This window comes from Leucobacter sp. HNU (assembly GCF_047946755.1).
Lineage (GTDB): Bacteria > Actinomycetota > Actinomycetes > Actinomycetales > Microbacteriaceae > Leucobacter.
This window is the reverse complement of the sequence record NZ_CP178837.1, coordinates 2,793,940-2,816,000: the sequence shown is the minus strand read 5'-3', so window position 1 is coordinate 2,816,000 and position 22,061 is coordinate 2,793,940. Positions and strand designations below refer to the sequence as shown.

The 22,061-nt window shown below is 71.4% G+C and carries 20 protein-coding genes and 1 pseudogene; 16 read left to right on the top strand and 5 right to left on the bottom strand.

The features are described 5' to 3' along the window. The first annotated feature begins 43 nt into the window (after window positions 1-43). From AB3K78_RS13715 to AB3K78_RS13690, 6 genes are all read left to right on the top strand, one after another. Window positions 44-1,297, top strand: coding sequence for a sensor histidine kinase (locus AB3K78_RS13715; protein ID WP_416444123.1), 1,254 nt, complete (start codon window positions 44-46; stop codon window positions 1,295-1,297). Then, window positions 1,294-1,971 carry a response regulator gene (locus tag AB3K78_RS13710; RefSeq protein ID WP_416444121.1) on the top strand — a complete coding sequence of 226 codons (678 nt, stop codon included), beginning with the start codon at window positions 1,294-1,296 and terminating at the stop codon, window positions 1,969-1,971. The genes AB3K78_RS13715 and AB3K78_RS13710 overlap by 4 nt, the downstream gene beginning before the upstream one ends. Window positions 1,972-2,202: 231 nt before the next feature. Beyond that, window positions 2,203-2,628 (top strand): GntR family transcriptional regulator, encoded by a 426-nt coding sequence (locus tag AB3K78_RS13705; protein ID WP_416444119.1) that lies wholly within the window; start codon window positions 2,203-2,205, stop codon window positions 2,626-2,628. Next, window positions 2,625-3,578 (top strand): ABC transporter ATP-binding protein, encoded by a 954-nt coding sequence (locus AB3K78_RS13700; protein WP_416444117.1) that lies wholly within the window; start codon window positions 2,625-2,627, stop codon window positions 3,576-3,578. Before AB3K78_RS13705 ends, AB3K78_RS13700 begins: the two co-directional genes overlap by 4 nt. Beyond that, entirely contained in the window at window positions 3,575-4,285 is a 711-nt protein-coding gene (locus tag AB3K78_RS13695) for a hypothetical protein (RefSeq protein ID WP_416444115.1), read from the top strand. The genes AB3K78_RS13700 and AB3K78_RS13695 overlap by 4 nt, the downstream gene beginning before the upstream one ends. A gap of 120 nt (window positions 4,286-4,405) precedes the next feature. After that, window positions 4,406-5,059, top strand: a complete 654-nt coding sequence (locus AB3K78_RS13690; RefSeq protein ID WP_416444113.1) for a LysE family translocator — start codon at window positions 4,406-4,408, stop codon at window positions 5,057-5,059. Between the two features lie 77 nt (window positions 5,060-5,136). Here AB3K78_RS13690 and AB3K78_RS13685 read toward each other — a convergent pair whose 3' ends face one another. After that, entirely contained in the window at window positions 5,137-6,027 is an 891-nt protein-coding gene (locus tag AB3K78_RS13685; protein ID WP_416444111.1) for a carbohydrate kinase family protein, read from the bottom strand. Continuing rightward, window positions 6,024-6,940, bottom strand: a pseudogene (locus AB3K78_RS13680) (pseudouridine-5'-phosphate glycosidase). Before AB3K78_RS13680 ends, AB3K78_RS13685 begins: the two are co-directional and overlap by 4 nt. A 199-nt stretch (window positions 6,941-7,139) precedes the next feature. Here AB3K78_RS13680 and AB3K78_RS13675 point away from each other — a divergent pair. The 8 genes from AB3K78_RS13675 (at window position 7,140) to AB3K78_RS13640 (ending at window position 17,153) form a co-directional block, all read left to right on the top strand. Continuing rightward, on the top strand, window positions 7,140-8,246 hold the full coding sequence (locus AB3K78_RS13675; RefSeq protein WP_416444109.1) for a LacI family DNA-binding transcriptional regulator: 1,107 nt from the start codon (window positions 7,140-7,142) through the stop codon (window positions 8,244-8,246). Next, window positions 8,243-9,262 carry a BMP family lipoprotein gene (locus AB3K78_RS13670; protein WP_416444107.1) on the top strand — a complete coding sequence of 340 codons (1,020 nt, stop codon included), beginning with the start codon at window positions 8,243-8,245 and terminating at the stop codon, window positions 9,260-9,262. The genes AB3K78_RS13675 and AB3K78_RS13670 overlap by 4 nt, the downstream gene beginning before the upstream one ends. Before the next feature lie 84 nt (window positions 9,263-9,346). Further along, entirely contained in the window at window positions 9,347-12,151 is a 2,805-nt protein-coding gene (locus AB3K78_RS13665; RefSeq protein WP_416444105.1) for an ATP-binding cassette domain-containing protein, read from the top strand. Then, window positions 12,151-13,110, top strand: a complete 960-nt coding sequence (locus tag AB3K78_RS13660; protein ID WP_416444103.1) for an ABC transporter permease — start codon at window positions 12,151-12,153, stop codon at window positions 13,108-13,110. Before AB3K78_RS13665 ends, AB3K78_RS13660 begins: the two co-directional genes overlap by 1 nt. 119 nt (window positions 13,111-13,229) lie before the next feature. Further along, window positions 13,230-14,207: a nucleoside hydrolase gene (locus tag AB3K78_RS13655; protein ID WP_416444101.1), complete on the top strand. Its 978-nt coding sequence runs from the start codon at window positions 13,230-13,232 to the stop codon at window positions 14,205-14,207. Between the two features lie 106 nt (window positions 14,208-14,313). Then, complete coding sequence (locus tag AB3K78_RS13650; protein WP_416444099.1) at window positions 14,314-15,252, top strand: nucleoside hydrolase; 939 nt, start codon at window positions 14,314-14,316, stop codon at window positions 15,250-15,252. 2 nt (window positions 15,253-15,254) lie between these two features. Further along, window positions 15,255-16,208, top strand: a complete 954-nt coding sequence (locus AB3K78_RS13645; RefSeq protein WP_416444097.1) for a nucleoside hydrolase — start codon at window positions 15,255-15,257, stop codon at window positions 16,206-16,208. 9 nt (window positions 16,209-16,217) lie between these two features. After that, the gene (locus AB3K78_RS13640; protein ID WP_416444095.1) at window positions 16,218-17,153 is read left to right on the top strand and encodes a ribokinase; all 936 of its coding nucleotides are present in this window, start codon (window positions 16,218-16,220) and stop codon (window positions 17,151-17,153) included. 222 nt (window positions 17,154-17,375) lie between these two features. On the opposite strand, the gene AB3K78_RS13635 is transcribed toward AB3K78_RS13640, so the two are convergent. Beyond that, on the bottom strand, window positions 17,376-18,632 hold the full coding sequence (locus AB3K78_RS13635) for a glutamate decarboxylase (RefSeq protein ID WP_416444093.1): 1,257 nt from the start codon (window positions 18,630-18,632) through the stop codon (window positions 17,376-17,378). Window positions 18,633-18,895: 263 nt separating this feature from the next. Here AB3K78_RS13635 and AB3K78_RS13630 point away from each other — a divergent pair, with 263 nt between their 5' ends. Then, complete coding sequence (locus AB3K78_RS13630) at window positions 18,896-19,363, top strand: hypothetical protein (protein WP_416444091.1); 468 nt, start codon at window positions 18,896-18,898, stop codon at window positions 19,361-19,363. Window positions 19,364-19,569: 206 nt separating this feature from the next. After that, window positions 19,570-20,196: a GNAT family N-acetyltransferase gene (locus tag AB3K78_RS13625; protein WP_416444089.1), complete on the top strand. Its 627-nt coding sequence runs from the start codon at window positions 19,570-19,572 to the stop codon at window positions 20,194-20,196. A gap of 122 nt (window positions 20,197-20,318) precedes the next feature. Here the strand turns inward: AB3K78_RS13625 and AB3K78_RS13620 are convergent, their stop codons facing one another. Then, entirely contained in the window at window positions 20,319-21,296 is a 978-nt protein-coding gene (locus tag AB3K78_RS13620) for a zinc-binding dehydrogenase (RefSeq protein ID WP_416444087.1), read from the bottom strand. A gap of 95 nt (window positions 21,297-21,391) precedes the next feature. Further along, on the bottom strand, window positions 21,392-21,946 hold the full coding sequence (locus AB3K78_RS13615; RefSeq protein ID WP_416444085.1) for a flavin reductase family protein: 555 nt from the start codon (window positions 21,944-21,946) through the stop codon (window positions 21,392-21,394). Between the last annotated feature and the right edge of the window lie 115 nt (window positions 21,947-22,061).

Here is a 22,061-nt window from a genome sequence, read left to right as displayed (position 1 = left end):
CGGCCCGGCGAGCCGGGTCCCCGGCTCGTGAGAGAGTGTCCGCATGATCGAAACCCTGCGCTACCCGAAGGCGCTGCGCTGGTGGGACCTCGCGGTCCTCGGGGTCTCGGTCTTCGTCGCGTACGCGCTGCTCGGTTCCCGCATCGCGGGAGACCCCTCGATGCAGGGCGCGTGGTTCTGGATCGGGGTCGCGGCGTGGGCGGCGTTCGTCGCGACGTACGCCGCGATCGGACGCACCGCGCTGCTGCGGTCGGCGCTCGACCTCCCCGCCCGCACCGCCGACGCGGTCTTCGCCGTCGCGCTGATCGCGGCGACGGCGCTCGCGACCAGCGCGTATCCCGGCCTCGCCGTGATCCAGGCGGTCGGGTACCCGATGCTCTGGATCCTGCTGCGGCGCTACGCCGCCGCGGTCGCGGGGAGCATCGCGCTCGCCGCCGCAGTGGGAGCGGGCATGTGCCTGTCGACGGGGCGCATGGGCGATCCGCAGCCGTGGATCGGGTCGAGCGTCACCGCGCTCCTGTCGCTCGGCTTCGCGATCGCGCTCGGCACCTGGATCACGCGCATCTCGCATGAGGGGGAGCGCCAGCGCCGGCTCGTGACCGAGCTCACGGAGGCGCAGCACGAGGTCGCCCGGCTGTCGACCGAGGCGGGCGCCTCGGCCGAGCGGGAGCGGCTCGCGCGGGAACTGCACGACACGCTCACCCAGTCGCTCGCCGGGCTCGTGATGCTCGCCGAGCAGGCGGGGCGCGCGCTCGACGCCGGAGACCCCGCGCGCGGGCGCGAACGGATCGCGCGCGTGGAGGCCGCCGCACGCGGAGCGGTGGCCGAGGCGCGCGCCATCGTCGCGTCCGGGCATCCGATCGGCGACGGCGGGCTCGAGGCCGTGCTCGCGCGTGCCGCCGAACGGCTCGGCGAGGACGACGGTCTCGCGGTGCGCTGCGAGCTGGACTCGACGGCTCCGCTCGGCCGGGAGCAGCAGGTCGTGCTGCTGCGAGTCGCGCAGGAGGGGTTCGCGAACGTGCGCGCGCACGCCCGCGCGGGATCGGTGCTGCTGCGTCTGCGGGAGCTCTCGGGCGACCGCGTCGAGCTCGCCGTGATCGACGACGGCGTCGGCCCCGGCGGGACGACGCCCGGTGAGCTGCTGCGCGGCTACGGCATCGCGGGTCTGCGCGAGCGGGTGGAGCTCGCGGGCGGCGAGCTCGTCTTCGCCGCGGCTCCCGGCGGCGGCACCCAGCTCATCGCGAGGATCCCCGCGGGCGCGGGCACCGGCATGGGAGAATCCGGAGGCGCGGCATGATCCGGATCCTGGTGGTCGACGACCACCCCATCGTCCGCTCGGGGATCGTGGGCCTGCTCGAGGCCGAGCCCGACTTCGAGGTGGTGGGCGAGGCCGTCGACGGGGAGACCGCGGTCTCGCGGGCTGCGGAGCTCGCACCGGACCTCGTGCTCATGGATCTGCGCATGCCCGGCATCGGCGGCGTCGAGGCCACCCGGCGGGTGCTCGCGGAGGCGCGCTCCTCGGGGCGTGCGACGCGGGTCCTCGTCTTCACGACCTACGAGACCGACGATCAGATCCTCGCCGCGATCTCGGCCGGCGCGAGCGGGTATCTCGTCAAGGCCGCGCCGGCGGACGAACTGCTCGCGGGGGTGCGGGCGGCGCACGCCGGCCAGACCGTGCTCGCGCCGGTGCTCGCGGTGCAGCTCGCCCAGGCGCTGCGCGGGCAGCTCGCTCCCGCCGACGCTGCCGGCGCGGGCGGGAGCGCCGGCTCGGATCGGGGCCCGCGCCTCACGACCCGCGAGGCGGAGATCCTGTCGCTCGTCGCCGAGGGGCTCAGCAACCCCGGAATCGCGGCACGCCTCGGGATCGGGGAATCGACCGTGAAGACCCACCTGCTGCACGTGTTCGAGAAGCTCGAGGTCTCGGACCGCACCCGTGCCGTGACGCGCGCGATGGAGCTCGGCATCATCTGAGCCGGCTGAGTCCGGGCCGAGTCCGCTCAGCCGGATCCGAGCACTCGGCCGGATGATCTCCGCGCACCCATCCGGCTGGATGCTCAGATCCGGCTGCATGAACGGCACCGCAGCGCGGCCCCGCAGCGCGGCCCCGCAGAGCCGCCGCAACCCGGGCTTGACAGCGCTCGCGTCGGTCCCTAGGTTCATTAGTGAAGTAATGAACCAACGAAGACCGAAGAGGAGGCGCCCGTGTTCGACGATTCGCGGCCGATCTTCGTGCAGCTCGCCGATCGGATCTCCGACGACATCCTCCGCGGCACCTACGCGGAGGATGCGCAGGTGCCGTCCACCAACGAGCTCGCGGCGTTCCTGCGCATCAACCCGGCGACCGCCGGCAAGGCGCTCAACCTCCTCGTCGACGACGGCGTGCTCTTCAAGAAGCGCGGCATCGGCATGTTCGTCTCCCCCGGGGCCAAGGCCCGCATCCGCGGTCGGCGGCACGAGAGCCTGATCGCGGAGTACGTCGACCCGCTCCTCGACGAGGCGGCCGCGCTGGGGCTCGCGCCCGACGCCGTGCTCGACCTCGTCGCCCGGCGCGGCGCCGAGCGCGCCGCCGCCCCCGCCGGTCCGGCGGAATCCGCTGTCCGCCCCGAACCCTCGGAGGTCTCCCCATGATCGAATCGACGCAGAACGCGATCGAGGTCCGTTCGCTGACCCGCACCCATGGCTCGGTCCGCGCCCTCGACGACGTCACCCTCGCCTTCCGGCGGAACGTCATCACCGGGCTGCTCGGCCGCAACGGCGCCGGCAAGACCAGCCTCATGTCCATCCTGTCCGCGCAGGACCGCCAGACGTCGGGCACGGTGCTCGTCGACGGCGAAGCGCCCTTCGAGCACGCCCGCGTCGTGGAGCGGATGTGCTTCATCCGGGACAATCAGCGCTACCCCGACGACTACAGGCTGAAGCACGCGCTGCGCGGCGCCCGCATCGGGTTCCCCGAATGGGATCAGGCCCTCGCCGACGAGCTCGTCTCGCTGTTCCGGATCCCCGAGAAGCCGCTCGTGAAGAAGTACTCGCGCGGCCAGCTCTCGGCGCTCGGGATCGTGATCGGCCTCGCCTCGCGCGCGCCCATCACCTTCTTCGACGAGCCCTACCTCGGCCTCGACGCCACGGCACGCACGCACTTCTACGACGTGCTGCTGCGGGACTACGCCGCGCATCCGCGCACGATCGTGCTGTCGACCCATCTCATCGACGAGATGGAGCAGCTGCTCGAACGGGTCGTGATCCTCGACCGCGGTCGCCTGCTGCGCGACGCCGACGTCGACGAGCTCCGCGGCGCCGCGCACCAGGCGACCGGCCGCGACGACGACATCGCCGCCTACGCCGAGGGGCGCAGCGTGCTCAGCCGGCACCGCATCGGGGGCCTCGCCACCGCCGTGATCGACGGTCAGCCGAGCGCTCGGGATCGCGCCGTCGCCGCCGAGCACGGCATCGACATCGGCGCGGTCGGCCTGCAGGAGCTCGTCGCCGCCTACGGCTTCGACGGTGCCGACACCCCCACCGAGCGGCCGGCCGCCGACGCCGACCGCCCCGCCCCCATCGCGAACGGAGTCCGCTCATGAACCGCATCGGCAAGGTCATCCGCCTGCACCTCAACAAGCCCTCCACGATGTTCGTCGCACCGCTCTCGATCGTGCTCCTGGTCCTCGTGATCTCGGCGCTGATCGCGCTCGCGCTGCAGCGCGGCGGGCTCGATCCGAGCTCTCCCGGCTACGCGACGGGAGCCCGGTACAACTCGGGCATGCTGTGGTCGCTCCCCGGCTTCCTCGTCTACTACGGGGTGCAGGCGGTCGCCACCACCTTCCCGTTCGCGACGGCCACCGGCAGCACCCGCCGCTCCTACGTCCTCGGCACGGCGATCGCGAACCTGATCCAGTCGGCGTTCATCACGGCGGTCATGCTCGTGCTGCTCGGCATCGAGCTGGCCACCGGGCACTGGTTCATGAACGTCTACGCGCTCGACACCAACGGCCTGGGCGCCGGCAACCCGCTCGTGCTCATCCCGGTGGTGTTCCTCGGCACCTTCACCCTGCTCAGCGTCGGCGGACTCTTCGGGGCGATCTGGCTCCGCTTCGGCCCGAAGGGCCCGACGGCGCTCGGCCTGGCGCTGGGGCTGCTCGCAGCGGTCTCGGTGCTGCTGCTCGCCCCGCAGCTCGGTGAGATCATCCCGGCGATCACGGGCGGGATCCTCGCCGTGGTCGCGGTGGCCGTCGCCGCGGTCGCGCTCCTCGGCACCTGGCTGTCGATGCGCCGCACCTCGGTGCGCTGAGCCGAGCCGAGCCGCGCCGTCCGCGCGGTGGATCTGCGTTCGCGCGGTGCCGATTCCTGGAATCCGTCCGACCGGGCGCGAATCGACCGCGCGGACGGCAGGCCCGCCTACACTGCTGCAATGACGATCCTCCAGGCGCTGCTCTCGTTCTCCGTCGTGGCGATGCTGCTCACGATCCTGCCGGGCATCGACAGCTCGCTCGTGCTGCGCCAGGCGCTCGTCCGCGGTCGCGGGACCGCGATCGCCACCGGCATCGGGATCTGCCTCGGTTCGTTCGTCTGGGGCGTCGCCGCGGCCGTCGGTGCCGCGGCCCTGCTCGCCGCCTCCGAGTTCGCCTACCGCATGGTGACCTGGCTGGGTGCGGCCTACATGATCGTGCTCGGCGGCACCCTGCTGTGGAAGGCGGTCTTCGCGAAGCGGCAGGGCGAGGACCCGCGGGCGGGCGAAGCCGTGCCGAGCACCGTTCCCGCGTCGCCCTGGCGGGCCGGCCTCGTCGGCCTCGCCTCGAACCTCGCGAACCCCAAGGTCGGCGTGTTCTACGTCGCGACGATCCCGCAGTTCATCCCGCACGGCGCCTCGCCCGTGCTCATGGGCCTGGCGCTCGCCGCGGTGCACGCGATCCTCACGGTCGTCTGGTTCGGCGCGCTCATCCTGCTCGCGACCTACGCGTCCCGCTGGCTGCGCCGGCCGAGGACGATCCGCGCCATCGACGGGGTCACGGGAACCGTGCTCGTCGGTTTCGGGGCGAAGCTCATCGCCTCGCCTACGGCCTAGCGGGGTCGGGCCGCACGATCGCGTCGGGCGCCCGGCGCCGGTCCGGCCGTGCGAGGCGCGACCGGACCGGCGGCGGATCAGGCCGTGACGTGTGCGCCGGGCTGCCCGAGTACCCGTGCCGCCGCGGCGATACCGCGCTGCGCGGCCGCAACCGGATCCGCCCCGTCCGCGACGGCGAGCAGGAATCCCGCGGCGAAATGATCGCCCGCGCCGGTGGTGTCGGCGACCTCGCCGATGGGCGGCACGGGGACCTCGAGGCGCTCCTCGCCGGAGCGGATCACGACGGGGTCGCCGCCGTGCTTGATCACGACCGTGCGACCGGCGGGCGGATCGACCAGGTCGAGTCCGAGCAGTGCGGCCTCGTCGTCGTTCGCGAACACGAGCTGCGGGCCGATCTCGTCGAGGATCCCGCGGACCCGCTCGGCGCCGAGCCAGGTGATGAGCCCGGCGGACGACGCGTCGACGCTGACGGGGATCCCGCGCCGGGTCGCCTCGGCGCACAGGCCGTGGAACACCGCCGCCTCCGGCGTCGTCTCGAAGCCGTAGAGGGGCACGTGCAGGCGCGAGGCGCCGTCGAGCCAGCTCGGCTCGAAGGGCTCGACCTCCTTGGCGGTCGCCCGGTCGGGCAGCATGGTCCGCTCGCCCGAGCGGTCGATCAGGATCACGATCGTGCCGGTCGACCCGGCGACCTGCGCCCGCGTCTCGACGCCGACCCGCTCCAGGTCCGACACGAGCCGCTCGCCGACGCCGTCGTCACCCACGCGGGTGAGGAGCCGGGGCCGCCCGCCGTGCACGGCGAGGGCCGTGGCCACGTTCGCCGCGCTCCCGCCCCGCACCCGGAAGATCCGGGAGCGGGTGTCGGTGCCGTAGGCGATGTCGTCGTCGGCCCACACCACGATGTCCTCGACGAGGTCGCCGGCGACCGCGATCACGGGTGCGCCCGCGTCGCCGTTCACCGCGGCGCTCATTCCGAGAGCGCGCTCAGCGACAGCGCGATCTGCGCGCCGAGGTCGACGTTGCCGCGGTAGGCGGCGAGGTTCGCCGCCATGCTCTCGCCGCCGGTCGACTTCGCGAAGTAGTCGAGCAGGAACGGAGTCGAGTCGTGCCCGTGGATCCCGTTCTCGTCGGCCGCCGAGAGCGCCTCGGCGAGCACGCGGTCGTGCAGTTCGGGCGAGAGCTGCAGGTCCGCCGAGACGGGGTTCGCGACGAGCAGCGTCGAGTCGATGCCGAGGGCGTCGCGCGCGACGGCGATGCGTGCGGCCTCCTCGGGACTGTCGATGGAGTACTCGATGTCGAAGCCGGAGTCGGCGACGTAGAAGCCCGGGTAGTCGGTCGTGCCGTAGCCGACGACCGAGAGGTTCAGGGTCTCGAGGCGCTCGAGGGTGAGGCCGATGTCGAGGATCGACTTCACGCCGGCGCTGACGACGACGAGCGGGAGGCCCGCGAGGGTGCCGAGGTCGGCGGACTCGTCGAAGGTGGTCTCGGCGCCGCGGTGCACACCGCCGAGGCCGCCGGTCGAGAAGACGCGCACGCCGGCCTGCACGGCGAGGTAGGCGGTCGCCGCGACCGTGGTGCCGGCGCTGAGGCCCTTCGCCACCGCGATGGGCAGATCGCGCAGGCTGGCCTTGACCGCGCTGTCGTCGCGCGAGAGGCCGACGAGCTCGTCGGTCGAGAGGCCGACGGTGGGCATGCCGTTCACGACGCCGATGGTCGCGGGCACGACGCCCGCGGCGCGCACGCGCTCCTCGGTCTCCAGGGCGAGCTCCTCGTTGGCCGGGCGGGGAGCCCGTGCGTCAGGATCGTCGACTCGAGCGCGAGCACCGGGCGACCCGCCTGCACCGCCTCACGGACCTCGTCGGAGACACGTACCGCATTCGTCATTTCTGCTGCCCTTCGTCGCGCATGTGATCGGAAGAGTCCACCCTATGGAGCGCGATGCTCCCGGGGCAAGAGGGGCGCCAGGTTGCGGTTCGATAACGGAGATTGACGTGCGGCGCGCGCGGGTATTCACTGATCTCCAGTGTTGAAACCCGCGTAACATGCCTGCGAACACGATGGAGTGCGGAAAGGGGTGGGTGCTGTGGTCGGACGAGTCGACGTCGCGCGCCTCGCCGGGGTGAGCCCGGCCGTGGTGTCGTACGTGCTGAACGACTCGCACCCTGTCGCCCCCGCGACCCGCGAGCGGGTCGTCGCCGCCATCGACGAGCTCGGCTACCGGCCCAACGCGCTGGCCCGCAGCCTCGCGACGGCGCGCACCCACACCCTCGGCCTGCTGCTCCCCGAGTCGGCCAACCCCTACTTCGCGCGCCTCTCCTCGGCGATCGAGGACGCGGCGTTCGAGGCCGGATTCGCCGTGCTCCTCGGCAACGGCGTCGACAGCGCGGCCCGCGAGCTCGGGTACGTCCGCGCGTTCCTGGACCGCCGTGTCGACGGGATCATCGCGGTGCCCGGCGGCGACTTCGCCGAGGGCTGGCGCGAGCTGCAGGCCGCCAAGGTGCCCGCGGTCTCGCTCGACCGCCTGCAGGCCGGCATCGACCTGCCCTCGGTCGTGGTCGACAACGCCGGCGGGGCGCGCGCCGCGACCGAGCACCTCATCGGGCACGGCCGCACGCGGATCGCCTGCCTCACGGGCGGCGAGGGGCTCTCGTCGGCGCAGGAGCGCGTGATCGGCTGGCGCGGCGCGCTCGCGGACGCCGGGCTCCCCGCGGACGACCGTCGCCTCGCCTTCACCCCGTTCAGCGTCGAGGCCGGCCACGCCGCCACCCTCGAACTGCTCGCACGGGATCCCGAGATCGACGCGATCTTCGCCGGCTCCGACACCCAGGCCGTCGGCACGCTGCGCGCGCTCGCCGACGTCGGCCTGCGCGCGGGCGAGGACGTCGCGATCGTGAGCTTCGACGGCACGCCGATCAGCGACTACACGACCCCGCGTCTCACCACCGTGGTGCAGCCCTACGCCGAGATCGCGACGGAGGTGGTGCGCATGCTGCTCACCCTCATCGAGGATCCCGAACAGGACCGCAGCCGGCTGCACCGCGTGCTGCCGACCACGCTGCTGCGGCGCGACACCTGCGGATGCGGCCCGGCCGCCCGACCCGCGGAGGACGGCGCGCTCGCGTTCGCCGGCGCCTCCGCCCCCACGACTCGTATCGAAGAGAACCAGACGGAAGCGAAGGAGTTTCTATGAGAAAGCACATCACTGGCGCCGTGGCCATCGCCGCGGTCGCCGCACTGGCCCTCAGCGGCTGCAGCTCGTCGGGCGGCGGTGACAAGGGCGGCGACAAGTCGTACGCGGTCGCCAACGTCGTCAACGGAAACCTGGGCGACCAGGGCTTCTTCGACGACTCCGAGACCGGCATGACCGAGCTCAAGAAGATGGGCGTCGACACCAAGACGCTGCAGGCCGATGCGGGCAACCAGTCGCAGTGGAAGGCCAACGTCGAGTCCGTCTCGACCGGCAAGTACAACCTCGTCGTCGTCGGCACCTGGCAGATGAACGACATCCTCTCCGCCGCGGCGAAGAAGTTCCCGAAGCAGCACTACGTGATCTACGACTCCGCGGTCGAGGCGCCCAACGTGGCTTCGATCCAGTACGCGCAGAACGAGGGCTCGTTCCTCGCCGGCGTGGTCGCCGCGTCCACGGTCAAGAACCAGACCGGCCTCGCGAAGGGCTCGAAGAGCGTCGGCTTCGTCGGCGGCCAGGACGCGCCCTCGATCACCGACTTCTTCGCGGGCTTCGAAGCCGGTGTGAAGGCCGTCGACCCGAGCATCGAGGTCCAGAAGGCCACCGTCGGCGACTTCGTGAACTCGACCAAGGCCTACGACCAGGCCACGGCGATGTACCAGAAGGGCGCGGGCGTGGTCTACGCGGTCGCCGGTCAGGCCGGCCTCGGCGTGCTCAAGGCCTCGAAGGACTCGAACAAGTTCTCGATCGGCGTCGACAGCAACCAGAACCAGATCCAGCCGGGCCACGTGCTCGCCTCGATGCGCAAGTTCATCGGCACCTCGATCGTCACCGCGGTCAAGGCCGATCAGAAGGGCGAGCTGAAGTTCGGCGAGACCACGACCTACGACCTCAAGAACAAGGGCGTGGGCCTCGACTTCGAGAACAACGGCGACCTCGTGCCCGCCGACGTGGTCAAGGCGGTCGAGGACTACACCGCCAAGATCGTCTCGGGCGAGATCACGGTCCCCAAGGGCTGATCCTCTCCCCGGTCGGCGACCGGTCGATCCTCGGATCGGCCGGTCGCCGACCGCCACCCGCTTTCAATTCGGAAGGAAGCCGCCGTGTCAGACGCGACACCGATTCTGGAGCTCCGCGGAATCACCAAGACCTTCGGCGAGAAGGTCGCGAACGAGGACATCTCGCTCGCCTTCATGCCCGGCCGGGTGCACGCCATCGTCGGCGAGAACGGCGCGGGCAAGACGACGCTGATGAACATGATCTCGGGCAATCTGCAGCCCGACGGCGGCGCCATCCTGTTCGACGGGACCGAGGTGTCCGTCGAGAACCCGAACCGGGCCGACGAGCTCGGCATCGGCATGGTCCACCAGCACTTCAAGCTCGTGCCGTCGCTGACGGTCGCGGCCAACATCTTCCTGGGCAAGGAGCCCACGACCGGGATCGGACGCCTCGACCAGAAGGGCATGCAGGCGAAGGTCCGCGAGCTCTCCGGGCGCTTCGGCCTGGCCATCGACCCGACCGACGTCATCGAGGATCTCTCGGTCGGCGAGCGGCAGCGGGTCGAGATCCTGAAGGCGCTGTCGCACGACACGCGCCTCCTGATCCTCGACGAGCCGACGGCCGTGCTCACCCCGGCCGAGGCCGACGAGCTCTTCGTCGTGGTGCGGCAGCTCGCCGACCGCGGCTGCGCCGTCGTCTTCATCTCGCACAAGCTCGGCGAGGTGCTCGCGATCGCCGACGACATCTCGGTGATCCGCGACGGCCGCGTCGTCGGCACCCAGCCCGCGGCGGGCCTCACGCAGACCGACATCGCGACGATGATGGTCGGTCGCGAGGTGCTGCTGCGCATCAAGCACACCCCGGCGAACCCGACGGACGAGGTGCTCAGCGTCGAGGACCTCACCGCGGTCGACGCCCGCGGCATCCTCGCGCTCCGCGACGTGTCGCTCTCGATCCGTCGCGGCGAGGTCGTCGGCATCGCCGGCGTCGAGGGCAACGGCCAGTCCGAGCTCACCGCCGCCATCGCCGGCATGATCGACGTGCCGCGCGGCACGATCCGCATCTCGGGCCAGGACGTGACCCGTGCAACGGTCGCGAAGCGGCGCGAGATCGGCCTCGCCTACGTGCCCGAGGACCGGCACGAGGAGGGCGCGGGCCCCTCGCTCTCGATCGCCGAGAACATCGCCGCCACGAAGCTGCGGGCCCCGCTCGTGCGCTTCGGCTGGCTGTCGCTCGCGAAGACCCGGCAGCTCGCGCAGAAGCTCATCGCCATGTTCGACGTGCGCGGCGCGGCGCCGAGCACCCGCATCGGCGACCTGTCGGGCGGCAACATGCAGAAGGTGCTCATCGCCCGCGAGTTCACCTCCGACCCGGAGCTCCTCGTCATCTCGCAGCCGACCCGCGGCGTCGATGTCGGCGCGATGGAGTTCGTGCACAACTCGATCGTCGCGGCGCGCGACCGCGGAGCGGGCGTGCTGCTCGTCTCCGCCGACCTCAACGAGGTCATGAGCCTGTCGGACCGCCTGCTCGTGATGTTCCGCGGCGAGTTCGTCGCCGAGTTCACCCAGGACAACATGAGCGAGACCGCGGTCGGCCTCGCCATGGCCGGCACGCGGCCGACCCCCGAGGCGCTCGCCGAGGCGGAGGCCGAGCACGCGCGCGTCGCCGACGAGCTGGGGCTCGACACGGAGGTCGTCGCCGCGATCGAGGCGGACGCCTCCGTCGCGACCGTCACCGAGAGCGTCGACGTCGCGGCCCCCGAGTTCGACACGACCGCGGTTTCGGTGCAGCGGAGCCTCGACGAGGCCGCCGCCGAGCCGAGGGGCAACTTCTTCGCGGGCTTCGCGAGCAAGGCCTTCGAGAGCGCGAAGCAGCCGGTCATCGCCGTGCTCGTCGCCCTCGTGGTCGGCGTCTTCGTGATCCTCGCCATCGGCAAGAACCCGATCGACGCCTACGTCGCGCTCTTCACCTCCGGGTGGAGCGAGTCGTTCGGCATCTCGAACATCGTGGCGACGTTCATCCCGCTCGCGGTCATCGCGTCGGCGACGATCGTGTCGTTCCGCGCCGGCTTCTTCAACATCGGTGCGGAGGGGCAGCTCTACTTCGGTGCCTTCTTCGGCGCGGTCGCGGGCGTCTCGTGCGCGGGCCTCCCGCCCGTCGTCGTCATGATCGTCGTGCTCGTCGTCGGGGCGCTCGCCGGCGCCGTCTGGGGCTTCCTGCCCGGCTGGCTGTTCGCCTCGTGGCGCGTCGACATCGTCGTCACCACGCTGCTGCTCTCCGAGGTCGCGAAGCTCGTCACCCGCTTCCTCGTCACGGGCCCCTTCAAGGATCCGACCGCCGGCTTCGAGGCCTCGAAGAAGCTGCCGGACGGCGTGCAGTTCACCATGTTCAGCCCCGAGTACGGCATCGGCCCCGACCTCGTCATCGCGCTGATCGTCGCCGTCGGCATCGCGCTGCTGCTCGGGCGCACCCCGTGGGGCCTCAAGGTCAAGCAGCTCGGCGAGATGAACCGCTTCGCGCAGTACACGGGCGTCTCGGTGAAGGCGATGTCGATCCAGGTCATGATGCTCTCGGGCGCGGTCGCCGGCATCACCGGCGCGCTGCTCGTGCTCGGCCCCAACGGCGGCCGCTTCGTGCAAGCGTTCTCGCCCGGCTACGGCTTCCTCGCCATCACGGTGGCGCTGCTCGCCCGGCTGAACCCGTGGGCGTCGCTCGTCGCGGCGCTCTTCTACGCGACCATGATGGCCGGGTCGACCGGTCTGCAGGACATCGACGTGCCGTTCCCGGTGGTCAGCGTGCTGCAGGGCATCATCATCATCGCGATCACCGCCACCTTCGTGTGGAACCGCCGAAAGAAGCGCGCCGTCACGCCCCGTGCCGGTGCCGCGACCGAACGGAGCGCAGCCTGATGGATCCCATCCTCCTGATCACGGCGATCCTCGCCGTCGTCCTGCTCAAGGTCACCCCGATCCTGCTCGCCGCGATCGGCGGCTCGTTCACGCAGACGGGCAACGTGCTCAACATCGGCCTCGAGGGCATGATGCTCATGGGCGCGTTCGCGGCGGTCTCGGTCGGCGCGATCACCAACGCCTTCGTGGGGATCTTCGCGGCACTCGTCGCGGGCCTCGTCATGGCCGTGATCTTCGCGATCGCCGTCCTGGTGTTCAAGGCGGACGCGATCGTGGTCGGCATCGGCATCAACCTGCTCGCCGCCGGCCTCGCCGTCCTGCTGCTCACCGTGCTCTACGGCAATGCGGGCGCGACCCCGCCCGGCGTGCAGGCCAACCTGCCGAAGATCAACCTCGGCATCATCGGCGACATCCCGGTGATCGGCACCATGCTGAACAACCAGACGATCCTCGTGTGGGTCGCGCTGCTCGCGGTGCCCGCCTACGCCTTCGTGCTCTACCGCACCCGCTACGGCGTGCACCTGCGCGCCGTCGGCGAGGACGAGCCCGCGGCGCTCGCAGCGGGCATCAACGTGTTCCGCGTCAAGTTCATCTCGATCCTGCTCTCGGGTGCCTTCGCGGGCGTCGCCGGTGCGCAGCTCGCGATGGCGACGGTCGGCACCTTCACCTCGGGCATGACCGCCTCGCGCGGCTTCATCGCCGTGGCGGCGCTCACCTTCGGCCTGGCGCGTCCCTATCGCACCATGATCGCCTGCCTCATCTTCGGCGTGGCCGAGGCCCTCGCCGACCAGCTGGGCCTGCTCGGAGTCAACTCCTCGCTGTCGCTCACGCTGCCCTACATCATCACGATCATCGCCCTGGTGTTCGCGTCGGTTCGCGTGCGCGCCGCCTTCAAGGCCCGGACCAAGAAGGCGCTGCAGGCGGCCGACGCCGCGGCGCCCGCTCCGGCCGCGGCCTAGGCACCCGATCGTCCTGCGGCTCGTGAGCGCGAGCCGCGAGCCGCAGGACCCCCACCTCCACCGTCATCCTGCGCGAGCTCGCGAGTCGCAGGATCCATCACCTCCAGGAGACCCACGCAATGGAACGCATCATCCTCGACTGCGATCCGGGGCACGACGACGCGATCGCCATCCTGCTCGCGGCCGGCAATCCCGAGATCGAGCTGCTCGGCATCACGACCGTGGCGGGCAACAACACGATCGAGAACGTGACGACCAACGCGCAGGCCGTCTGCCAGGTCGCCGGCATCGACGTGCCGATCGCGCGCGGTGCGAGCGAGCCGCTCGTGACCCCGCAGATCGTGTCGCACGACATCCACGGCGGCACCGGCATGGACGGCCCCGTCCTGCCCGAGATCACGGGCGAGCTCGATCCGCGGCACGCGGTCGACTTCATCATCGACACCGTCATGGCGGAGCCCGCGGGCACCGTCACGCTCGTGCCCGTCGGGCCCTTCACCAACATCGCGCTCGCGATGCGCAAGGAGCCCCGCATCGTCGAACGCGTCAAGGGCGTCGTCGTGATGGGCGGCTCGTACACGCGCGGCAACGTGACGCCGAGCGCCGAGTACAACATCTACGTCGACCCCGAGGCCGCCGAGGCCGTGTTCCGCGGCGCGTGGCCCGTCACCATGGTCGGCCTCGACCTCACGCACCAGGCGCTCGCGACGCAGGAGCTGCAGGACCGCGTGCGCGCGATCGGCGGCGGGGTCGCGCAGTTCGTGCTCGACATCTGGGGCTTCATCGGCAAGACCTACGAGGACGTCTTCGAATTCCCGGCCCCGCCCGTGCACGACGCGTGCTGCGTCGCCTACCTCATCGACCCGGCCGTCATGAAGACCGAGGCGGCCCACGTCGCGGTCGAACTGCACGGGCAGTGGACGAAGGGCATGACCGTGGTCAACTTCGCGGACCGTCCCGGCATGCACCACTCGACGGGCGTCGCCGTCGACCTGCAGGATCACCGCGCGCAGGTCGCGACCGAGCTCGACTGGGATCGCTTCGCCGACCTCGTCGCCGGCTCCATCGAGCGCCTCTCCGCGGCGCGCGCCGGCTGAGGTCCCCGCAACCGTCATCCTGCGCGAGGCCGCCGCAACCGCAACCGCATCCGCCATCCTGCGCGAGGCACGAGTCGCAGGGTCCATCACCGACCAGGGAGTGAACATGCCCCGTCCCATCATCATCGACACCGATCCCGGCATCGACGACGCGCTCGCGATCATGCTCGCCGCGGCCAGCCCCGAGATCGATCTGCTCGGCATCGTCGCGGTCGCGGGCAACGTCGGGCTCGAGAAGACGGCGCCCAACGCCGCCGCGCTCGCCGATCTGCTGCGGCTCGACGTCCCGGTCGGCAAGGGCGCCGCCGGGCCGCTGTGGCGCCGCGACACGAAGCCGGCGTGGGACGTGCACGGCGAGGACGGGTTCGGCGGCTACACGTTGCCGGCTTCCTCGCGGGTGCTCGAACCGGGCGTTCCGCTCATGGCGCGGCTCATCGAGCAGAGCGCGGATCCCGTGACCGTCGTCGCGATCGGCCCGCTCACGAACATCGCGGGCCTCATCACGCACTACCCCGAGACGGCGCGCAAGGTCGAGCGATTCGTGATCATGGGCGGCGGCACCCTCGACCGCCTGGGCAACACGACGCCCGCGGCCGAGTTCAACATCTACTACGACCCGGACTCGGCGGCGAAGCTCTTCGACTTCGGGGTGCCCATCACCATGGTGGGCCTGAACGTCACCGAGCGGGCGCTGGTCGGCCTCCAGCACCTGCCCGACCTCGTCGCGTCGGGCGGACCTGCTGCGAAGATGGTGGAGCACATGATGGGCAACTACCACTCCGAGCCGACCGAGGACGGCATGGCGCAGCACGACTCCGTCGCGCTCGCCGCGGCCCTCGACCCGAGCATCATCGAGACCGGTCACTACTTCGTCGACGTCGAGAACGTCGGCCGACTGACCTCGGGCATGACCGTGGTCGACTTCGCCGGGCACAGCGGCGAGCAGCCGAACTGCGACGTCGCGCTCTCGGTGGATCTGCCCCGCTTCCGCGCACTGCTGAACACCCGCGTCGCCCAGCTCGACGCCCGACTGAAGGAGTCCTGAACATGACCACCAAGATGATCCTCGATTGCGACACCGGCGTCGACGACACGATGGCGATCATGTACGCCGCGCTGCACCCCGACATCGAGCTGCTCGGCATGACGACCGTGTGGGGCAACGTCGACGTGCCGCTAGCGACCCGCAACACGCTGCGCGTGCTCGACCTCGTCGGCCGGAACGACGTGCCGGTGGCGCAGGGCGCCGCCGGACCCTTGACCGGCGGCCACGCCGAGTTCGCCTACGACGTGCACGGCCGCGACGGCCAGGGCAATGCAGGCGACGACGAGCCCGTTCGCGCGGCGTCCTCGCAGAGCGCCGTGCAGCAGATCATCGACATCGTGCGCGCCCACCCGGGCGAGGTCTGGCTCGTGCCCGTCGGCCCGCTCACCAACATCGCGGCCGCCCTGGCCGTCGATCCCGAGCTGCCGAGCCTCGTCGCGGGCGTCTCGCTCATGGGCGGCACCACGATGGCCCCGGGCAACGTCTCGCCCGTCGCCGAGGCGAACATCTGGCACGACGCCGAGGCGGCCGCGGCGGTGTTCCGGGCGCCCTGGAAGATCATCATGGCGGGCCTCGACGTCACCATGAAGATCATCATCACCCCCGAGCACAGCGAGCGGCTCGCCGCGGGCGGCGAGGTCGGGCAGTACATGGCGCGGATCATGCAGCACTACGGCGAGTTCTACCGCGACAACTCGTTCGGCACCTGGAGCTGCGCCATGCACGACACGATCGCCGTCGCGGCGGCCGCCGGCACGCTCGACGTGCGCCTCGCGCCCGTCGTGAACGTCGAGGTCGACACGACCGGCGGTCCCGGCCACGGCCAGACGATCGCCGACCTGCGCGGCGTCTACCGCGGGTACCCCGAGCAGGAGGGTGCGCACTGCACCGTGCTCCTCGACGTCGACGACCGCATCGCCGACGAGGTCGTCGACCTCATCGCGGCACAGGCCTGAGGGGTTCCGATGACTGACGTGGCGGTGGTCGGCAGCGCGAACGCCGACCTGGTGGTCGAGGTGCCGAGGCGACCCGGCGGCGGCGAGACGCTCATCGGCGGCGAACTGCGCACCCTGCCCGGTGGCAAGGGCGCGAACCAGGCCGCGGCCGCCGCACGCAGCGGTGCCGCGACCGCGTTCGTCGGCTGCGTGGGCGACGACGGCAACGGCGCGTTCCTGCGTTCGCGCCTGTCCGAAGCCGGTGCCGACGTGTCGGCCCTCGCCTCCGTCGACGCCGCGACCGGCACCGCGATCATCCTGCTCACCCCCGACGGCGAGAACTCCATCGTCGTGTCGCCGGGTGCCAACCACGCCTTCGACCTCGACGCCGCCGCGCGCGTCTCCGCCGTCTGGGAGGGTGCGCCCGTGGTGGTGCTCAGCCTCGAGATCCCGCACGAGACGGCGTTCCACGTCGCGTCGGCGGCCTCGACCGCGGGATCCCGCGTGCTGCTGAACGCGGCGCCGTCGGTGCGCGTCGGCCGGGAGGTGCTGCAGCACTGCGATCCGCTCGTCGTGAACGAGCACGAGGCGCTCGAGGTGCTCGGCGCGTCCTCCGACGACCCGGACGCCGACGACTACCCGAGGCTCGCGCAGCGACTGCTCGCCGCGGGCGCCCGCTCGGTCGTCGTGACCCTCGGTTCCGAGGGCGCGCTCGTCGCCGAGGGATCCGCCGAAGCGCCCGAGATCGAGGCCGTTCCCGCGTACCGCGTGAGCGCGGTCGACACGACGGGTGCGGGCGACGCGTTCGTCGGAGCGACCGCGGCGGAGCTCGCGCGCGGGCGCTCGCTGCGCGAAGCCGTGCGCTTCGCGACCGCCGTCTCGGCCGTCGCCGTGCAGCGGGTCGGCGCGCAATCCTCGTACGCGGACCGGGCCGAGGTCGAGGAGTTCATCGCGTCGCACGCGTAGGGTGCGTCTGCGCTCTGCGCTCTGCGCTCTGCGCTCTGCGCTCTGCGCTCTGCGCTCTGCGCTGCCCGCGCGTCCGCGCCCGATTTCTCAGGCGAGATTGCAGTTGTGCACGGAATAGCGGCCTATTCCGTGCACCACTGCAATCTCGACGACGCGTGGGCCTTCGGTGCGGTCATGCCCGCACCCCCACCCGCCGAGTGCGCGGGTGCGCGGGCAGCGCGGCTAGTGCGCGAACCCGCCCGTGCGGGTGGGCCGCGGCAGCGGTGCGTCGAGCGCCTCCAGATAGGCGACCTCCTCGCGGATCACGTCGAGCAGGGACTCGGCGAGATCCATCGAGAGCCCGTTGCGCACCACGATGCGCTGCACCGTGATCTGCTCGAGGTCGGCGGGCATCGGGTACGCGGGCACGAGCCAGCCGCGCATGCGCAGTCGATCCGACAGGTCGAACAGGTTCCAGTTGCCGCTCCAGCCGTGTCGCAGCCGCCACGCGAACACGGGGATCGTCGATCCGTCGCTCACGAGCTCGAACGGATCCATCGCGGCGATCCCCGCCGAGAGGTGCATGGCGACCTCCCGCGATCCGTCCTGGATCCGCGTGTACCCCTCGCGGCCCAGCCGCAGGAACAGGTAGAACTGCAGCAGCACCTGCGCGCCGGGCCGTGAGAAGTTGAGGGCGAGGGTCGGCATATCGCCGCCGAGGTAGCTGACGCGGAACACCATCGACTCGGGCAGTGCGGCGGCGTCGCGCCACACCACCCAGCCGAGGCCGGGATAGACGAGCCCGTACTTGTGACCCGACGTGTTGATGGAAGCGACGCGGGGCAACCGGAAGTCCCAGACGAGCTCGGGCTGCAGGAACGGCGCGATCATCGCGCCGGAGGCGCCGTCGACGTGGATCGGCACGTCGAGCCCGCGCGTGCGCTCGATCTCGTCGAGCGCGGCCTGGATCCCGGCGACGTCCTCGTAGGCGCCCGTGTAGGTGACGCCGAGGATCGCGACGACGCCGATCGTGCGCTCGTCGACATACTGGTCGAGCTGCGAGCCGTCGAGCCACGGATGCTCGTCGCTCACGGGGACGAAGCGGGGCTCCACCTCGAAGTAGTTGCAGAACTTCTCCCAGCACACCTGCACGGCGCTCGACATCACCAGGTTCGGCTTCGCGGTGTCGGCTCCCGCCGCCTCGCGGGCGTGCTGCCAGCGCCGCTTGAGCGCGAGCCCGGCGAGCATGCACGCCTCGCTGGATCCGATGGTCGACGTCGCGGGGGACGCCGCCGGGTCGGGCGCGTGCCACAGCTCGGCGAGGATCCGCTGGCAGTACTGCTCGATGGCGGCGGTCTGGGGGTATTCGTCCTTGTCGATCATGTTCTTGTCGAACGCGTCGGCATAGAGCTGCTTCGCCTCGTCGTCCATCCAGGTGGTGACGAAGGTGGCGAGGTTGAGGCGGGCGTTGCCGTCGAGCATGGTCTCGTCGTGCACCACGTGGTACGCGGTGAGGGGTCCATGCCGGCTTCGGCGAGCCGGTGCTTCTCGACCGTCGGAGCGTCGGCGGCGCGGCGGTGCAGGGGATTCACGGTGATGCGATCGTGGGACACGGATCCTCCGTTCATGAGGGTGCTTCCTTCCGCTCACCATAGCCCGGGCGGGTGCGGGACCGATCAGTTCTGGAGAAGCGCCGATGGCGCGGCGAGACGTAGGCTGACGGCATCGCCCGGCGCCGTGCCGGGCCGGACCGAGGAGTGATCATGGCGAAGTCGGAGGAGCCCACCTTCAGCGCCGAGGAGCGCGCGGCGATGCAGGCGACGGTGAAGGAGCGCACGAGGTCGCGCTCGCGCAAGAAGGTGGATCCCGAGACCGCCCGCCGCGAGGGCGAGGCGGAGGTGCTCGCGAAGATCGCCGAGCTCGACGGCGAGGACCGCCCGCTGGCCGAGGCCGTGCACCGCCTGGTCGGCGAGAACGCCCCGCACCTGATCCCGCGCACCTACTACGGGATGCCGGGCTATGCGGGCGCCGACGGCAAGATCGTGCTGTTCTTCAAGCCGAAGGCGAAGTTCAAGGTGCGGTACGCGACCATCGAGTTCGAGTGGGCCGCGCAGCTCGACGACGGCGACCTCTGGCCGACCCGCTACGCGGTGACGGCGCTGAACGACGCCGACCTGGCGTTCCTCGCGGAACGGATCCGCACCGCGGCCCCGGCCGAGAGCGCCGCGTAGGGCCGGAGGCGCGCAGGGTCGCCCCATTCCCGCCAGGATTCGGTCGTTCCCGCCCGGGTTCGCCCGGGTTCGCCCGGGTTCGCCCGGGTTCGTCCGGGTTCGGCTGGTTCGGGGTGCCGGTTCGGGCGCCGCGGTCGTTACGCTGGGGATCGACGGCGCTGCGGCGGGATGCGGCAGCGCGACCCGCTCCCGTGGAAGGACCCGGTATGACCCTCTCGCACCCCGGCACGCTGACCGGGCGCCTGGTCGCCCTCGAACCCCTGGCCGAGGAGCACCGCGACGGCCTGGTGGAGGCGGTGCGGGACGGCGAGCTCTGGCGCGCCTGGTTCACGTCCGTGCCGACGCCCGACGGCATGGGGGACGAGATCCTGCGGCGCCTGCGCTTGCAGGAGGAAGGGTCGATGATCCCGTTCGCCGCGCGCCGGCTCGACACGGGCGCGCTCATCGGCATGACGACGTTCATGAACATCGACGCATCGGTGCCGCGCGTCGAGATCGGTTCCACGTGGAACGCGCTCAGCGCGCAGGGGTCGGGCACCAATCCGGAGTCGAAGCTCATGCTGCTGCGGCACGCCTTCGAGGTGTGGGACTGCCCGGCGGTCGAGTTCCGCACCGACTTCCTCAACCAGCAGTCGCGCGCGGCCATCGCGCGCCTGGGGGCGAAGCAGGACGGGATCCTGCGCGCCCACAAGCGCATGCCCGGGTACGTGCGCGACACGGTCGTGTTCTCGATCCTGCAGCACGAGTGGCCCGGGGTGCGCACGGGGCTCGAGGCGCGCGTGCTGCGGCACCTCGAGCGTCGCGGCGAGCCGATGCCTCCGCAGCTCGGCTAGCGTCTCGCCGTTCGCGGGCCCGCCCCGGAAGGAGATTCGGCGTCAGCAGGATCACTCCCACGAGAGGATCCTTCTGACGCCGAATCTCCTTCCGAAGCCGAAGCCGGAGCCGAACCTCCGCCCTACGGCTGCAGCAGCACCTTGCCGGCCCGGCCGGGTGCGAAGTTGCGCGCCGCCGCCTCGGCGATCTGCTCGAGCGGGTAGGCGTGGTCGACGGGCAGGGTCACGGTGCCGTCGACGATCCGCTCGATGAGCTCGGCGAACAGCTCCCGCTGCCGCTCCGCCGGAGTGGCGGCCGACACCTTGGTGCCCCAGAACCCGCGCACCGTCAGCTGCTTGAAGATGATGTCGGTCGAGGCGAGCTCGAGCGCGGGCGACCCCATCGCGCCGAAGACCACGAGGGTGCCGCCGGTGCCGAGCAGCGAGAGCAGCTCGCCGGCGGACGCGCCGCCGACCGAGTCGATGGCGCCGAGGATCGGGGCCCCGCCGGTGATCTCGGCGACCCGGTCGCGCCAGCCGTCGTCATCCGTCGCGACGGCGTGCGGCACGCCCTCCGCCGCGAGACTCGCTACGGCGTCGGCGCGGCGCACGAGCGAGACGGCGCCGATGCCGCGGGACTCGGCGAGCTGGGCGACCATGCGCCCGACGGCGCCGTTGCCGGCGTTGAGCACGAGCCAGTCGCCGGCGGCCAGCCCGAGGGAGTCGAGCACGCTGATGGCGCTGAACGGCATGGATCCGAGCTGCGCGACCTGCTCGTCGCTCAGGGCGTCGGGAACGGGGATCACCGCGGACGCAGAGGCGAGGAAGCTCTCGGCCCAGGTGCCGGAGCCGCGGCCCACGGAGACGCGCTGGCCGACCTCGAGCCCCGTCACGCCCTCCCCGAGCGCCTCGATCGTGCCGCCGGCCTCGCTGCCCGCGAGCGCGGGCAGATCGGGGCGGATCCCGTAGCGGCCCATCACGGTCAGCAGATCGTGGTTGTGGATGGGGGCGAAGCGGGTGCGCACCCGCACCTGTCCGGGCCCCGGCTCGGGAAGCGGGATGTCGTTCACGGCGAGCACCTCGCCGGGACGGCCGAATTCGGAGTAGCTGAGCGCGCGCATGGATCCTCGTTTCGTCGGTGACGCTCGCAGGCTACTCCGCGGATCCGGGCGCGCGCGCAGAATCCGGGAAGAACTCGCTGCGGGCGAACGGTGCCTCAGATCATGTACTCGAGCTCGCGATAGGCGCCGCGGTAGAAGAGCAGCGGTTCGCGCTCGGGGTCCGTGGAGATGCCGGTGACCCGGACGAGGAAGATGAGGTGGTCGCCCGCCTCGACCTCGCGTTCGATCTCGCCGGCCACCCAGCCGGTGACGGCGTCGAGCGTCGGGGCGCCGTTGCTCTCGGACGGATGCCAGGCGACGCCCCGCCACTTGTCGGTGCCGGAGCGCGCGAACTGCGCACTGAGGTGCTGCTGCTCGGCGCTCAGGAAGTTGACGACGATGCGACCGTGCTCGCGCACCGAGGCGAGGCTCTGCGAGGTGCGGGCGATGGAGAAGGAGATGAGCGGCGGGTCGATCGAGACGCTGTAGAAGGACTGGCAGGTGAAGCCCACCGGCCCGTCGACGCCGTGCGTCGTGATGACGGTGACGCCGGAGGCGAAGCCGCCCATCGCGTCGCGGTATTCGCGGTCGTCGAAGCTGCGTGCGGTGGTCCGTTCGCCGTGCTCGGGCGGGGTCGCGACCGCGGTTCCGGTGGTCGTTTCGGTGCTCACGCGCCGTTCTCCGTTTCCTCCGGCGGTGCGTCCGCCGGATTCGAGGTCCGTGCCGGGCCCGGGCAATCGAGCCGAGCTCCGTCCATAAGCTTGCAGCATGGCTTCCATAAGGTGA

What these genes read in the sequence shown, in the direction of transcription:
- AB3K78_RS13715 (WP_416444123.1), top strand. Translation starts at nt 44, where the DNA reads ATGATCGAAACCCTGCGCTACCCGAAGGCGCTGCGCTGGTGGGACCTC.
- AB3K78_RS13710 (WP_416444121.1), top strand. Translation starts at nt 1,294, where the DNA reads ATGATCCGGATCCTGGTGGTCGACGACCACCCCATCGTCCGCTCGGGG.
- AB3K78_RS13700 (WP_416444117.1), top strand. Translation starts at nt 2,625, where the DNA reads ATGATCGAATCGACGCAGAACGCGATCGAGGTCCGTTCGCTGACCCGC.
- AB3K78_RS13695 (WP_416444115.1), top strand. Translation starts at nt 3,575, where the DNA reads ATGAACCGCATCGGCAAGGTCATCCGCCTGCACCTCAACAAGCCCTCC.
- AB3K78_RS13690 (WP_416444113.1), top strand. Translation starts at nt 4,406, where the DNA reads ATGACGATCCTCCAGGCGCTGCTCTCGTTCTCCGTCGTGGCGATGCTG.
- AB3K78_RS13685 (WP_416444111.1), bottom strand. Translation starts at nt 6,027, where the DNA reads ATGAGCGCCGCGGTGAACGGCGACGCGGGCGCACCCGTGATCGCGGTC.
- AB3K78_RS13670 (WP_416444107.1), top strand. Translation starts at nt 8,243, where the DNA reads ATGAGAAAGCACATCACTGGCGCCGTGGCCATCGCCGCGGTCGCCGCA.
- AB3K78_RS13660 (WP_416444103.1), top strand. Translation starts at nt 12,151, where the DNA reads ATGGATCCCATCCTCCTGATCACGGCGATCCTCGCCGTCGTCCTGCTC.
- AB3K78_RS13655 (WP_416444101.1), top strand. Translation starts at nt 13,230, where the DNA reads ATGGAACGCATCATCCTCGACTGCGATCCGGGGCACGACGACGCGATC.
- AB3K78_RS13650 (WP_416444099.1), top strand. Translation starts at nt 14,314, where the DNA reads ATGCCCCGTCCCATCATCATCGACACCGATCCCGGCATCGACGACGCG.
- AB3K78_RS13645 (WP_416444097.1), top strand. Translation starts at nt 15,255, where the DNA reads ATGACCACCAAGATGATCCTCGATTGCGACACCGGCGTCGACGACACG.
- AB3K78_RS13640 (WP_416444095.1), top strand. Translation starts at nt 16,218, where the DNA reads ATGACTGACGTGGCGGTGGTCGGCAGCGCGAACGCCGACCTGGTGGTC.
- AB3K78_RS13630 (WP_416444091.1), top strand. Translation starts at nt 18,896, where the DNA reads ATGGCGAAGTCGGAGGAGCCCACCTTCAGCGCCGAGGAGCGCGCGGCG.
- AB3K78_RS13625 (WP_416444089.1), top strand. Translation starts at nt 19,570, where the DNA reads ATGACCCTCTCGCACCCCGGCACGCTGACCGGGCGCCTGGTCGCCCTC.
- AB3K78_RS13620 (WP_416444087.1), bottom strand. Translation starts at nt 21,296, where the DNA reads ATGCGCGCGCTCAGCTACTCCGAATTCGGCCGTCCCGGCGAGGTGCTC.